At 72.9% G+C, this 13,519-nt stretch carries 11 protein-coding genes; 6 read left to right on the forward strand and 5 right to left on the reverse strand.

Annotation, left to right across the window (positions count from 1 at the left end; translation table 11 throughout):
* Positions 1 to 59: 59 nt before the first annotated feature.
* The 3 genes from ACIGXJ_RS22685 to ACIGXJ_RS22695 all read left to right on the forward strand — a co-directional run bounded on the left by ACIGXJ_RS22685 (position 60) and on the right by ACIGXJ_RS22695 (position 4,258).
* On the forward strand, positions 60 to 2,399 hold the full coding sequence (locus tag ACIGXJ_RS22685) for a chitinase C-terminal domain-containing protein (RefSeq protein WP_399648261.1): 2,340 nt from the start codon (positions 60 to 62) through the stop codon (positions 2,397 to 2,399).
* 101 nt (positions 2,400 to 2,500) lie between these two features.
* Positions 2,501 to 3,394 carry an RNA polymerase sigma-70 factor gene (locus ACIGXJ_RS22690; protein WP_399648264.1) on the forward strand — a complete coding sequence of 298 codons (894 nt, stop codon included), beginning with the start codon at positions 2,501 to 2,503 and terminating at the stop codon, positions 3,392 to 3,394.
* Between the two features lie 102 nt (positions 3,395 to 3,496).
* The gene (locus ACIGXJ_RS22695) at positions 3,497 to 4,258 is read left to right on the forward strand and encodes an SDR family oxidoreductase (RefSeq protein ID WP_399648267.1); all 762 of its coding nucleotides are present in this window, start codon (positions 3,497 to 3,499) and stop codon (positions 4,256 to 4,258) included.
* A gap of 135 nt (positions 4,259 to 4,393) precedes the next feature.
* Here the strand turns inward: ACIGXJ_RS22695 and ACIGXJ_RS22700 are convergent, their stop codons facing one another.
* Positions 4,394 to 5,623 carry an ROK family transcriptional regulator gene (locus tag ACIGXJ_RS22700; RefSeq protein ID WP_399648270.1) on the reverse strand — a complete coding sequence of 410 codons (1,230 nt, stop codon included), beginning with the start codon at positions 5,621 to 5,623 and terminating at the stop codon, positions 4,394 to 4,396.
* A gap of 82 nt (positions 5,624 to 5,705) precedes the next feature.
* On the opposite strand from ACIGXJ_RS22700, the gene ACIGXJ_RS22705 reads away from it, so the two are divergent.
* Complete coding sequence (locus ACIGXJ_RS22705) at positions 5,706 to 6,920, forward strand: MFS transporter (RefSeq protein ID WP_399648273.1); 1,215 nt, start codon at positions 5,706 to 5,708, stop codon at positions 6,918 to 6,920.
* Here ACIGXJ_RS22705 and ACIGXJ_RS22710 read toward each other — a convergent pair.
* Positions 6,877 to 7,338, reverse strand: a complete 462-nt coding sequence (locus ACIGXJ_RS22710; RefSeq protein ID WP_399648275.1) for an acyl-CoA thioesterase — start codon at positions 7,336 to 7,338, stop codon at positions 6,877 to 6,879. The genes ACIGXJ_RS22705 and ACIGXJ_RS22710 overlap by 44 nt on opposite strands.
* Before the next feature lie 120 nt (positions 7,339 to 7,458).
* Here ACIGXJ_RS22710 and ACIGXJ_RS22715 point away from each other — a divergent pair, with 120 nt between their 5' ends.
* Both ACIGXJ_RS22715 and ACIGXJ_RS22720 read left to right on the forward strand, forming a co-directional pair.
* Positions 7,459 to 8,850, forward strand: coding sequence for a uracil-xanthine permease family protein (locus ACIGXJ_RS22715; protein ID WP_399648278.1), 1,392 nt, complete (start codon positions 7,459 to 7,461; stop codon positions 8,848 to 8,850).
* Positions 8,851 to 8,952: 102 nt separating this feature from the next.
* Positions 8,953 to 9,639, forward strand: coding sequence for a DUF5995 family protein (locus ACIGXJ_RS22720; protein WP_399648282.1), 687 nt, complete (start codon positions 8,953 to 8,955; stop codon positions 9,637 to 9,639).
* A 12-nt stretch (positions 9,640 to 9,651) separates the two neighbouring features.
* Here the strand turns inward: ACIGXJ_RS22720 and ACIGXJ_RS22725 are convergent, their stop codons facing one another.
* From ACIGXJ_RS22725 to ACIGXJ_RS22735, 3 genes are all read right to left on the reverse strand, one after another.
* Entirely contained in the window at positions 9,652 to 10,722 is a 1,071-nt protein-coding gene (locus ACIGXJ_RS22725) for a hypothetical protein (RefSeq protein ID WP_399648284.1), read from the reverse strand.
* Positions 10,723 to 10,933: 211 nt separating this feature from the next.
* On the reverse strand, positions 10,934 to 12,634 hold the full coding sequence (locus ACIGXJ_RS22730; RefSeq protein WP_399648287.1) for a flavin monoamine oxidase family protein: 1,701 nt from the start codon (positions 12,632 to 12,634) through the stop codon (positions 10,934 to 10,936).
* A gap of 51 nt (positions 12,635 to 12,685) precedes the next feature.
* The gene (locus ACIGXJ_RS22735) at positions 12,686 to 13,474 is read right to left on the reverse strand and encodes a carbon-nitrogen hydrolase family protein (protein ID WP_399648290.1); all 789 of its coding nucleotides are present in this window, start codon (positions 13,472 to 13,474) and stop codon (positions 12,686 to 12,688) included.
* Between the last annotated feature and the right edge of the window lie 45 nt (positions 13,475 to 13,519).

The following is a 13,519-nucleotide window of genomic DNA, read 5'->3' on the forward strand; positions in this document are numbered from 1 at the left end:
TTGACGCATTGGTCTAGTCCTCCCTAGGGTCTGCGCAACTTCCTTGGAGAGGAGCCGAATTGCTGTCCCCCGCACGCAATCGCGCCAGACCCGCACTGCTCGCCGTCGCCGGCGCGGTCGCCGGTCTCCTGCTGGCCGGCCTCCCGGCGACCGTCTCGCACGCCGCCGACCAGGACTCCTGTCGCCCCGACGGCCTCTACCGCACGCCCGGCGTCGACGTCCCCTACTGCTCCGTCTACGACGCCGACGGGCGCGAGAAGATGGGCGCGGACCACCAGCGCCGGGTGATCGGCTACTTCACCGGCTGGCGGACCGGCAAGGACGGCACGCCCGCCTACCTCGCCTCCGACATCCCGTGGGACAAGGTCACCCACCTCAACTACGCCTTCGCCCACATCGACGGCTCCAACAGGATCTCCGTGGGCGCGGACGGCACGGCCAACGCCGCCACCGGCATGACCTGGCCGGGTGTGGCGGGCGCCGACATGGACCCGGCGTACACGTACAAGGGCCACTTCAACCTGCTGAACAAGTTCAAGAAGCAGCACCCGAACGTCAAGACGCTGATCTCGGTCGGCGGTTGGGCGGAGACCGGCGGCTACTTCGCCGACGACGGCTCGCGCGTGAACTCGGGCGGCTTCTACTCCATGGCCACCAACGCCGACGGCTCGGTGAACCAGGCGGGCATCGACACCTTCGCCGGCTCGGCCGTCGAGTTCATCAGGAAGTACGGCTTCAACGGCGTCGACATCGACTACGAGTACCCGACGACCATGAAGGACGCGGGCAACCCGCTCGACTGGTCGATCTCCAACGCCCGCCGGGCCGGCCTGGTCAAGGGCTACGCGGCCCTGATGAAGACCCTGCGCGAGAAGCTCGACCGCGCGGGCGCGGCCGACGGCAGGCACTACCTGCTGTCGGTGGCGGCGCCCTCCTCCGGCTATCTGCTGCGCGGCATGGAGACCTTCCAGGTCCAGAAGTACCTGGACTACGTCAACATCATGTCCTACGACCTGCACGGCGCCTGGAACGAGTACGTCGGCCCGAACGCCTCCCTCTTCGACGACGGCAAGGACGCCGAGCTGGCCGCGGCGGGCGTCTACGGCAGCCAGCAGTACGGCGGCATCGGCTACCTCAACACCGACTGGGCGTACCACTACTTCCGCGGCTCGATGCCGGCCGGCCGCATCAACATCGGCCTGCCGTACTACACGCGCGGGTTCAAGAACGTCCAGGGCGGCACGGACGGCCTGTGGGGCAAGGCGGCCGCGACCACCTGCCCGGCCGGGTCCGGTCTGACCAAGTGCGGTGACGGCGCGGTCGGCATCGACAACCTGTGGCACGACCTGGACACCAACGGCATGGAGTCGCCGGCCGGCTCCAACCCGATGTGGCACGCGAAGAACCTGGAGAAGGGCGTCGTGGGCGACTACCTCACCAGGTACGGCTTCCCGTCCGGCACCAGGCTGACCGGCACCTACGCCCGCAGGTACGACTCCACTCTGGTCGCGCCGTGGCTGTGGAACGCCGAGAAGAAGGTGTTCCTGTCCACCGAGGACGAGCAGTCGGTGGCCGCGAAGGCCGACTACGTCGTCAGCCGGGGCATCGGCGGCACGATGGTGTGGGAGCTCGCGGGCGACTACGCCTGGAACGCGGCCAAGGGCCAGTACGAGCCCGGCTCGACGCTCACCTCGCTGATGTACGACAAGTTCAAGTCGGCCGCCCCCTACGGCGCGAAGGTCTCGAACAAGGCGCTGCCCGACAAGGCCGTCGACATCGGTGTGGAGTTCGGCGACTTCAAGCTGGGCGACTCCAACTACCCGATCACGCCGAAGGTGCGGATCACCAACAACACCAAGACGACCCTGCCGGGCGGTACGGAGTTCCAGTTCGACTACTCCACCGCGGCGCCGGGCAACGCCTCCGACCAGTCGGGCTTCGGCACCAAGGTGATCAGCAGCGACCACACCGGCTCCAACGTGGGCGGGCTGAAGGGCGACTTCCACCGGGTCTCGCTGAAGCTGCCGAGCTGGCAGTCGCTGGCGCCGGGCGCGTCGGTGGAGCTGTCGTTCAACTACTACCTGCCGGTGTCCACGCCGTGGAACTGGACGGTGACCATCGCCGGGACGACGTACCAGCTGGCGGGGAACCTGGCACGGGGCACCACGGTGGTCGAGCCGGGCACGGGCACCGGCCCCTCCCCCGACCCGACGAACCCGACCCCGACCCCGACCCCGGGTGCCTGCACCGCGCCCGCCTGGAGCGCGACGACGGAGTACGGCGGCGGTAGTCAGGTCTCCCACAAGGGGCACTCGTGGAAGGCCAAGTGGTGGACGAAGGGCGAGGAGCCCGGCACCACCGGCGAGTGGGGGGTGTGGCAGGACCTCGGTTCCTGCTAGCGCCCTTCGACGGACCGGCCCGGCGGCGGTGACGACGGCCCTTGCCCGCCGCCGGGCCTCCCAAGCGACGCCCGGGCGGGGCCTTCTGGCAGGGTGAGGGCATGACGACTGCCGCCGCGCTCGCCGACGAGTTCCAGACGCACCGCCCCCGGCTGTTCGCTCTCGCCTACCGGCTGCTCGGCTCCGCCGACGAGGCGGAGGACGCCGTCCAGGACGCCTGGCTGCGCTTCAGTGGCGCCGACCGCGCCGGGATCGACCACCCGGGGGCCTGGCTCGCCAAGGTCGTCACCAACCTCTGCCTCACCCGGCTGACCTCCGCCCGGGCGCGGCGCGAGACGTATCCGGGGCCCTGGCTGCCCGAGCCGGTCGCCACCTCCGACGGCACGCTCGGGCCGCTGGAGTCCGCGGAGCAGCGCGAGGCCGTGTCGCTGGCGATGCTGGTGCTGCTGGAGCGGCTGACGCCGACCGAGCGGGCGGTGTACGTCCTGCGGGAGGCCTTCGGGTACGGGCACCGGGAGATCGCGGGCGTGCTGGACCTGACCGAGGCCAACTGCCGTCAGCTCTACCGGCGTGCGGTGCGGCGGGTGGCCGCCGACGAGCACCGCTTCGAATCCGCTCCCGAGCGCCGGGAGGAGCTCGTCGTCTCCTTCCTCAACGCCTCCCGCGAGGGGGACCTGGCGGGCCTGGAGAAGCTCCTCGCCGCCGATGTCATCTGGTTCAGCGACGGCGGCGGCAAGGTCACCGCGGCGCGCCGGCCGATCGAGGGCCGCGACAAGGTCCTCCGCTTCCTGCTGGGCGTCGCCGAGCGCTACCTGGGCGGTGTGCGCTTCACCCTGGCCGAGGTCAACGGCGGCGTCGCGCTGCTCGCCTGGGACGGGGAGCGGCTCGTCTCGGTGTCCTCGTTCGAGCTGCGCGACGGGCTGATCAGCGAAGCGCACACGGTGATGAACCCGGACAAGCTGGATTACCTGCAGCGCCAGCTCGGGCGTCCATGAGAGCCGGCCCCCTCGGTTGTCACATTCCGCGGGGGCCGCGTCGTCTCAGTCGGCGAAGGGTGTTCCACGGGGAGCGCCCGGCGTCCGAAGGAGCTGAACGTCATGACCACGATCCTGGTGACCGGCGGAACCGGAGTCCTCGGCCGGCTCGTCACCGAGCGCCTGCGCGCGGACGGGCACGAGGTGCGGGTGCTCAGCCGGCATGCGCAGCCGTACGCCGTGGACCTGCGGGAGGGCGGCAGCGGGCTGGACGCGGCCCTGGCGGGCGTGGACACGGTCGTGCACTGCGCCAGCACGCCGCGCGGCGGGGACGAGCGGGCCGCGGCGAACCTGATCGAGGCGGCGCGGCGGGCCGGGACGGGCCACCTGGTCTACATCTCCATCGTCGGGGTGGACCGGGTGCCGTTCGGCTACTACAAGAGCAAGCTGGCGGTGGAACGCCTGGTGGAGCAGTCGGGGCTGGGCTGGACGACGCTGCGCGCCACGCAGTTCCACGACCTGCTCGTGCAGCTCTTCCAGGGGCTCGCCAAGCCGCCGGTCATGCTGCTGCCGGCCGGTGTGAGCGACCAGCCGATCGAGGTGGCCGAGGTCGCCGGCCGCCTGGCGGAGCTGGCCGTCGGCGCCCCGGCGGGCCGCGTCCCGGACATGGGCGGCCCCGAGGTGCGCTCCCTGGACTCGCTGGCCCGCGCCTACCTCTCGGCCACCGGCCGCCGCCGGCCCCTGGTGCGGGTGCCGCTGTGGGGCACGGCGTACCGCGCGTTCCGGGAGGGCGGCCATCTCACGCCCGAACCGGCCGTGGGAAAGGGCACGTTCGAGGAGTATCTGGAACGGCGCTTCGGGGGCCCCGGGCGCCTCGGGGGCTGAGCCACGCGGCCGGGGGCCGGTCGCGGTGAGGCCCTGGAGGGCGCGCGGTCAGGGAGGGGCCGGGCGAACCCGAAGCGCCGAGCGAGCATCTGAAACCACCCGGTCGGGGCCAGGTCGGCCCCGGCAACCACCCGGTCAGGGCCCGCCCGGCCCGAACAGCTCCTCCTGCGCCCGCTCCCGTGCGGTGAGCAGCGCCCCGCGCAGCACGGCACCCCCGCCGAGGGCACTGCTGCGGACCTCCGCGCCCAGCGGGGACATCCTCCGCAGCCGCTCCGCCACACGCCGGGCCAGAGCCTCGCCCCCGGCCCGGCCGACCTCTCCACCGAGGACGACACACCCGGGATCGAGTACGGCGACGACGGAGGCGACCCCGACGACGAGCCGGCCGGCGAGGGCGTCGAGGAAGGCGGCGGCAGCCGAGGGAGCACCGGCGTCCAGGAAGCCGGCACCCCCCTCGCCCGCGCCTTCCTCCGCCACGGCCGCCCGGACCGCCGCCGCGGCACCCAGCTCCTCCCCCGCGCCCCGCGCCCCCACTCCGTACTCGTCCGCGAGCCGCTCGATCGCCTGGGCCCCCGCCAGGGAGTGGAACCCGCCCTCGCAGTCGGTGGCCGAGGGCAGCGTGTCCGTCCCCGGCACCGGCAGGAAGCCGATCTCGCCGGTGCCCCCCGAGGCGCCGCGGCGCAAGGTGCCGTCGAGTACGACGGCCGCGCCGGTGCCGGCGCCCAGCCAGAGCAGGACGAACGTGTCGCGGTCGCGGGCGGCGCCCTCGCGCTGCTCGGCCAGGGCCGCGAGGTTGGTCTCGTTCTCGACGGTCACCCGGGCCGCGGGGAGCCGTTCCTGGAGAGCCGCCACCAGACGGCGGTGCCAGGCGGGCAGCCCGGTGGAGTCGCGGAGTTCGCCGGTCGCGGGGTCGATCAGGCCGGGCGCGCCGATCCCGACGGTGTGCAGTGCGGCGGCCCCGGCTTCCTTGGCCGCCCGCTCCACCAGCGCGACCGCCTGCTCGACGGCGGACCCGGTCCCGGCCTCGCCGGCGATCGGCGCGGAGGCTTCCGCCAGCACCCGGCCCACCAGGTCGCAGACGGCGACGGAGACGCCCTCCGTGCGTACGTCGAGCGCCGCGAGGTGCGCGCGCCCGGCGACGATGCCGTACAGCTTGGCGTTGGGGCCGCGGCGCTGCTCCCCCGCCTCTCCGGCGACCTCGATGAGCCCGGCCGAGGTCAGCCGCTCGACGAGGTCGGCGACGGTCGGCCGGGACAGTCCGGTCAGCTGCTTCAGCTGGGCCGCCGTCAGCGGGCCCTCCTGCTGCAGCAGCCGCAGGGCGAGCCGGTCGTTGATGGCCCGGGCGGTGCTCGGTGATGCGGGCATGGGCGCATCCTAACGGCTATCTATCAGGCAGGGTTCCTGATAGTTTACCGACGCACTGACACAGCATGCGGAGGGCGGGAAGATGGACGCAGTGTCCTACGAGCAGCGCGATGTCCGGCGGGCGCGGTACGCCGTGGCCGCCGTGTTCGCGGTGCACGGCGCGGTGACCGGCTCGTTCGCGACCCGGGTGCCCTGGATCCAGGACCACGCCGGGGTGAGCGCCGGACAGCTGGGCCTCGCCCTCGCCTTTCCTGCGCTGGGCGCCTCCGTCGCGATGCCGCTCGCGGGGCGCATCAGCCACACCTTCGGCGCTCGCAACGCCCTGCGCGGACTGATCGCCCTGTGGACCCTGTCGCTGGTGCTGCCGGCCCTCTCCCCCGGACTGCTCACGCTCTGCCTGGCGCTGTTCACCTACGGCGCCACCGCCGGCATGGCGGACGTGGCGATGAACGCCCTCGGCGTGGAGGTCGAGAACCGGCTCGGGCGCTCGATCATGTCCGGCCTGCACGGCATGTGGAGCGCGGGCGCCCTGATCGGCTCGGCGGCGGGCACGCTCGCCGCGCACCTGGGTGTCGACGCCCGCCTGCACCATCTGCTGGCCGCCGCGGTGCTGACCGGCCTCGGCGTGGCCGCGTGCGGCTGGGTGCTGGACCTCCAGCCGGCCGAGGACGAGGAGCCTCCGCCGCGGTTCGCGCTGCCGCCGAAGTCGGCGCTGCTGATCGGCGCGGTGGGTTTCTGCGCGGTGTTCGCCGAGGGGGCGAGCCTGGACTGGTCGGCGGTGTATCTGCGCGACGAGCTGGCGGCCTCGGCCGGCCTCGCGGCGGCGTGCACCACGGGCTTCACCCTCACCATGGCGGTGGCCCGGATCGCGGGCGACAAGGTGGTGGACCGCTTCGGCTCGGTGCGCACGGTCCGGGCGGGCGGTGTCCTCGCCGTCCTAGGCGGGCTGCTGATCGTCGCCGCCCCGCACCCGGCGGCGGCCATGACCGGGTTCGCGCTGATGGGCCTCGGCATCGCGGTCGTCGTACCGCTGTGCTTCGCCGCCGCGGGCCGCAGCGGCCCGAACCCCAGCCAGGCCATCGCGGGCGTCGCCACCATCACCTACACCTCGGGCCTGGTCGCGCCCGGCGCGATCGGCGGGCTCGCCCAGGCGACCAGCCTGGTGGTGTCCTTCGGCCTGGTCACCCTGCTGGCCTGCGGGCTCGTCGTGTTCGCGGGAGTCCTGCGGGCGGGCGACCGCGACCGGCCGAAGGTCAGCCGTCCGACGGACGCAGCAGTGCCCGACCCGCGGCCCTGAACCCCTCGCTCCACGGCGCCGGGCGCAGCGTGTCGGCGTCCAGCCGGACCAGCACCCGGCTGCCGTGGGCGTAGGTCGTGACGCCGTCGGCCGAGCAGAAGCGGAAGCCGTAGGTCAGGCCCGTGGTGCCGAGCCGCTCCAGCCAGAGATGGACGGCGTACTCGCCGGGCCTGGTCACCGGGGCCTCGTAGCTGATCCGCAGCTCCTTGACGGCGTTGCAGGCGTCGCCGGCGGCGGCCCAGTCGCCCTCGAAGCGGAAACCGTGGTCCTGCCACAGCGCGGTCCAGGCCCGCTCGACCATCAGCGGATAGCGGGCGTTGTGCAGCAGGCCGAGTGCGTCGAGGTCGTCGAAGTGGACGGTGACGGGGACGAGCCGGCCGTACGACAGGGCGGGGGCGGGTGGTGCTTCGGCGGTCACGGGTGGGTCTCCTGAGGTCAACGGTTCAACCACCTCATCCTAAGCGGGCGCTCAGCACGGTCTTCGGGCAGGGACAATGGTCGGCGGCATCCACCCGTACGACGAAAGCGAAACCCCACCATGGATCTCGGCGTCCGCTGGAAACTGCACGGCGACGGACGCACCCCGGCCCCCGGCGCCGTGGTCCGGCCCGACGAGCGGCTGTCCTGGCCGCGCACGGTGGGCCTCGGCGCCCAGCACGTGGTGGCCATGTTCGGGGCGTCCTTCGTCGCTCCGGTCCTGATGGGACTGGACCCCAACCTCGCGATCATGATGTCGGGCGTCGCGACGGCCGTCTTCCTCCTCGCCACCCGTGGCAGGGTGCCCAGCTACCTCGGCTGCTCGCTGTCCTTCGTCGGCGTCGCGGCGGTGATCCGCGCCCAGGGCGGCTCCAGCGCGACCGTGACCGGCGCGGTGTTCGTGGTGGGCGTGGCCCTGTTCCTGGTGGGTCTCGCGGTGCGGAAGTTCGGGGCGCGGATCATCCACGCGGCCATGCCGCCGATCGTCACCGGCGCGGTGGTGATGCTGATCGGCTTCAACCTCGCCCCGGTCACCGCGTCCACCTACTGGCCGCAGGACCAGTGGACGGCTCTGCTGGTGATGCTGTTCACCGGCCTCGCGGTGGTCTGCCTGCGCGGCTTCTGGTCCCGGATCGCGATCTTCCTCGGGCTGATCTTCGGCTACGGCATCTCCTGGGCGTTCGACCGGGTCTTCGGCAGGATCCACGCGGCGGACGGCAGCGGCAAGGTCACCGACCACTGGCGCCTGGACCTCTCCGGCGTCTCCAGGGCCGACTGGATCGGCCTGCCCGACCTGCACGGCCCGAGCTTCCAGTGGTCGGCGATCCTCGTCGCGCTGCCGGTCGTGATCGCGCTGGTCGCGGAGAACGCCGGGCACGTCAAGGCGGTCGGCGAGATGACCGGCGACGATCTCGACGACGAGCTGGGCACCGCGATCTCCGCCGACGGCGTCGCCTCGATGCTCTCCACCGCCGTGGGCGGTCCGCCCAACACCACGTACTCCGAGAACATCGGCGTGATGGCCGCGACCCGCGTCTACTCCACCGCCGCCTACTGGGCCGCCGCCGGCTTCGCCCTCCTCTTCGGGCTGTGCCCCAAGTTCGGCGCGGTCGTCGCCGCCGTCCCGGGCGCCGTCCTCGGCGGTATCACCGTCATCCTCTACGGCATGATCGGCCTGCTCGGCGCCCAGATCTGGATCAACGCCAAGGTCGACCTGCGCAACCCGCTGAACCTCGTCCCGGCCGCCGCGGGCATCATCATCGGCGTCGGCAACGTCACCCTGGAGTTCACCGACACCTTCTCCCTCAGCGGCATCGCCCTCGGCACCCTGGTCGTCATCACCGGCTACCACGCCCTGCGCGCCTTCGCCCCGGCCCACCTCAAGACCCAGGAGCCCCTCCTGGACGAAGGCACGTCGTCGTACGGCGAGGAGGCCCGGCGCGCCGAGTCGTAGGCGTGCCGCTTTCGAGGTGGGGGGGGCCGGGCGTTCCCCCGTTCTGGGGAAGCGCCCGGCCCGCCGCCCCTGCGGCCGGCCCGGGGCTGGGACCCTGCCCCCATGGCGCAGTTGGAACAGTTCACCACCCCTGTCGACGCGGTCGTCTCCCGGATGCGCGCGCTGGACGCGGCCCTGCCCGCACGGGACGGGGTCGCCGTCTTCAACCGTGTCTACCTCGCCGTCACCGAGGCGGTCGACCGGCAGCTGGACGCGGGCCGGTTCCCGGACCCGCGAGCGGCGATCACGCTGGACGTGCGGTTCGCGGAGCGGTACCTCTGCGCCGTGGACGCGGCCACGGCGGACGGCCGTCCGCCGGCCTGCTGGCGTCCGCTGTTCCAGTTCCGCCGCCATCCCGGCGTACGTCCGCTGCAGTTCGCGCTCGCCGGCATCAACGCCCACATCGGGCACGACCTCGCGCTCGCCGTCGTGGACGCCTGTCACAGCCTCGGCTGCGAACCGGGCGAGCTGGAGGACGAGTTCGACCGGGTGGGCGACCTCCTCGTGGCGCTGGAGGAGCGCATCCGCGAGGATCTGATGCCGGGCCCCGACCTGCTCCAGATCGCCGATCCGCTCACCCATCTGCTCGGCTCATGGAGCCTGGAACGCGCCCGCGACGCCACCTGGACCGCGGCCCGCGCGCTGTGGGCACTGCGCCGACTCCCGGACGTGGCCGAGGAGTTCACCGGCCGGCTGGACGCGGCCGTCGGCTTCGCGGGGCGCATGCTGCTCACGCCGCTGCCGGACTGACACGGGCGCTCGTCATCCCGGGAGACCGGCGACGTCACGGATGTACCGCCGGGCGACGGCCCGCCCCGCGGGCTCCAACTCGCGCTCCAGCGCGGCGGCCGCCTCGGGATCGAGCGTCACCCGGGCAGGACGGGGCTCCGCCGCGGCGAGCAGGCCGGCCCGTGACCGCGCGGCGCCGCCGGGCGACGGGGCCGCCGGGAGGTTCGCCGTGTGGGAGGCGAGCCGCCCCCAGAGCGCGTCCGAGGCGTCCTCACGGCCGAACGCCCTTGCCTCGACCGCCAGCCGGCGCAGCTCGGTGTCCAGCGCGGGCGCCGCCTCCCGTCGGGTCAGCGCCGCGACAGCGGCCTCGGTGGAGGCGACCTCGGCTGCCGACGCGTCCGAGCGGCGCTCGGCCTCCGCGGCGAGGGGCGCGACAAGGCGCCGCACCAGCCGGACGACCTGTCTGAGCGGCCATGTGACCAGCCAGACGGTCCACCGGCTCAGGGCGTTGTCCACGCGGAAGCGCCCCGCGGCCTCGGCCAGGTCGTCGGTGCGGCGGCTCGTGCGGGGCGTGGCGAAGGCCCGCTCGCGCAGTGCGGCGGAGTCGTCGGAGGGCGCGACGGGCCGGCTCCCGATCCGCAGGGCGGTGCGCACCAGCAGGTGCCGGCTCACATCGGTGCCGGTGAGCCCGGCCAGGGCCTGGGCCAGGCACGCCACGCGCTGCTGCGGGGTCAGCGTCGCCCACAGGGCGAGCCCGAGGTCGAGCCGCGTCCCGCGCAGCCCGTGCCGCACGGCGCGGACCTCGAAGCCGGGGGTGAGCCGCACCGCGTCGCAGGACCTGCCGCCGAGGGCCCGGGCGATGTCGTCGAGCAGGGAGAACAGCCGCGGCGCGTCGGTCCGGCGCAGGACGCCGTCCGCGTCGACCGGGTCGGCGGGAGGCCGCAGATGGACGGCGAGGCCGAGCAGGATGAGCCCGAGGACGGGCTGGACCACCGTTTCCCAGCCGAGGACGACGAGCAGCACGCCGCCCACGGCGACGGCCCAGGTCACCAGGTGCAGCACCGCCGACAGCGCCACGGCGGCCCCCGCCCTCACCCGGTCCATCCGCTTCGCCCCCGACCCGTGCGGCCACCCCTCACCCGAGGGGATTCTGCCAGGCGGCCGGGGCCGCCGCCGGGGCATCGCCGGCGCCACGGCCGGCGGGAGTGCAAGCGCCGGCGCGAGTGGAGGCGCCACGGCTGCGGCGCGCGCGTGGGAAAGGCGCGGTCGGCCGTAGTCGGTGTCCGGCCGGCCGCGCCTCGATCAGGGGGCCCGGTCAGTCCTCGGGCAGTTCCACCGGGGCGATCTCGTCGTAGACGTCACCGGGGCCGGGGTTGGCCGCGTCGGTGGTGCCGCCGAAGTGGTGCATGACGCCCCAGACGGCGTTCAGCGCGGTCTGCACGGCGCCCTCGGCCCAGCCGGCCGTCCAGGAGATGTCGTCGCCGGCGAGGAAGATGCCGCGCTTGTCCTCGGGCAGCCGGTCCTGCATGAAGTGCGTGAACAGGCGCCGCTGGTAGCGGTAGTGGCCCGGCAGGTTGGCCTTGAACGCGCCCATGAAGTAGGGCTCGTTCTCCCAGGACACCGTCACCGGGTTGCCGATGATGTGCTTGCGGATGTCGACCTTCGGGTAGATCTCGCCGAGCGACTTCAGCATGACCTCCATCCGCTCGTTCGCGGACAGCGGCAGCCACTTCAGGCTGTCGTCGCACCAGGTGTAGGACAGGCAGATCACGGCGGGCTTGTCCGGGCCGTCGTCCAGCAGGTAGGTGCCGCGGGTCATGCGGTCGGTGAGCGTCATCGACATGACGTCCCGGCCCGTCTCCTCGTCCTTGTCCAGCCAGAACGGCCGGTCCACGGGCACGAAGAGCTTGGAGGACTCCATGTAGTGGGTGCGCTCGATCGCCGTCCAGTGGTCGATCGGGAACAGCTCGTCGTCGCACTGGATCTTCGACAGCAGCATCCAGGACTGCGCGGTGAAGATCGCCGCCTGGTAGGTGCGGATGTCGCCGGCCGCGTCGGTGACGGTGATCCGGTTGCCCGCGGTGCGGTGCAGCCGGGTCACGGCCGGCTTGGGGAGGCCGCCCTCGTGCAGCTTGGCGAGCGAGGTGCCGTACGCCCAGTGGACGATCTTCTCCGGCTCGCGCTCCCACAGCCGCAGCGGCAGCTGCTGGGAGCCGCCGACGATGCCGCGGTGGTGGTCGTCGGCCTCGGTGTAGACGACGCGCAGGATCTCCAGGATGGAGTTCGGGAAGTCGGTGTCCCAGCCGCCGGTGCCGAAGCCGACCTGGCCGAAGATCTCGCGGTGGCGGAAGGACTTGAAGGCCTCGGAGTCGCAGAGGAAGCCGTAGAAGGTCTGGTTGTCGAGCTTCTCGACCAGCTTCGCCCAGATCTCGCGGATGCGCGGTACGTCCCGCTCGCGCATGGCCTGGTTCATGTCGGAGAAGTCGGCGCCCTCTTCGAGGCACTTGTTCCAGGCGGCGGCCACGTCCCGGTACACCTGGGGCAGGTCGTCGATGGTCTCGGCGTAGTGCGACTCGCCCTTGAGGTCGACGACGGTCGACGGGGTGGCCTCGGCGAGCGGGTTCGGGAAGGGCCGCGTCTCCAGGCCCACCAGGTCGATGTAGTGCTGCAGCGCCGTGGAGGACGGCGGGAAGCGCATCGCGCCCATCTCGGCCGTCAGACCGTCGGTGTTGGGGCCGTCGAACCCGACCGTGCGCAGCCGGCCGCCGATCTGGTCGGCCTCGTACACGACGGGCTTCAGGCCCATCTTCATCAGCTCGTAGGCGGCGACGATGCCGGAGAGGCCGCCGCCGATGACGGCCACCTCGGTGCCGTGCTCGGTCGCCGGTATCTGGCCCAGGCCCGCCGGGTGGGCGAGGAAGTCGTCGTACGCGTACGGGAAGTCCGGGCCGAACATGGTGATCGGCGGCTGCTGCTCGTCGGCGTGCTCGACGGCGTTGGGCACGGTGGACGTCATGGGGTACGGACTCCTTGCGACTGCTACAGAAGACAGAAAGGCGGGGGAGGTTCAGACGAGCGACCCGTACAGGCCCGGGCGGCGGTCCAGCAGATACGGGTTGTTCTCGCGGGAGGCGGCGAGGAAGGCCGGGTCGGCGTCGGCGAGGACGAGCTGCTCGGCGCGGCCGGCGCGGGTGCGGGCGACGCCGTCGGGGCCGGCCAGGGTGGAGAGCCCGACGAACTCGAACTCGCCCTCGGTGCCGACCCGGTTGACGTACGCGACGTACATCTGGTTCTCGAAGGCGCGCACCGGCACCACCGACTCGGCGACGAACTGGAAGGGGTGCATCTGCGCGGTCGGCACCAGCAGCAGGTCGGTGCCGGCGAGGGCGTGGGCGCGGACGTTCTCCGGGAACTCCACGTCGTAGCAGATCATCAGGCCGACGGTGAGGCCGTCCAGCTCGGCCTGCACGACCGGGGTGTCGCCCGGGGTGAAGTGGTCGCGCTCGAAGCAGCCGAACAGGTGCGTCTTGCGGTAGTTGGCCGACCGGGCGCCGTCCGCGGAGATCAGCTGGACGGAGTTGTACACCGTGTCGCCGTCGCGTTCCGGGTAGCCGTAGGCGATCGCCAGGCCGTGCCGGGCGGTCAGGTCGGCGATCGCGTCGGCGGCCTCGCCGTCGGCGGGCTCGGCCAGCCGGGCGATGTCGTCGCCGATCGCGTAGCCGGTCAGGAACATCTCCGGCGTGACGAGCAGCCCGGCCCCCGCGGCGGCGGCCCGGCCCGCGGCCTCGTCGAGGACCTTCAGGTTCTCGACGGTCGAGCCGGGGCGGCCGGAGCTCTGCAGCAGGGCGGTGCGCATACGGGTTCCTCACCGGGACGGGCGGGTCTGGGGGCGCCTCCGCGG

The sequence above is a fragment of the Streptomyces sp. NPDC053367 genome (assembly GCF_044545925.1).
In the GTDB taxonomy this organism is placed as follows: domain Bacteria; phylum Actinomycetota; class Actinomycetes; order Streptomycetales; family Streptomycetaceae; genus Streptomyces.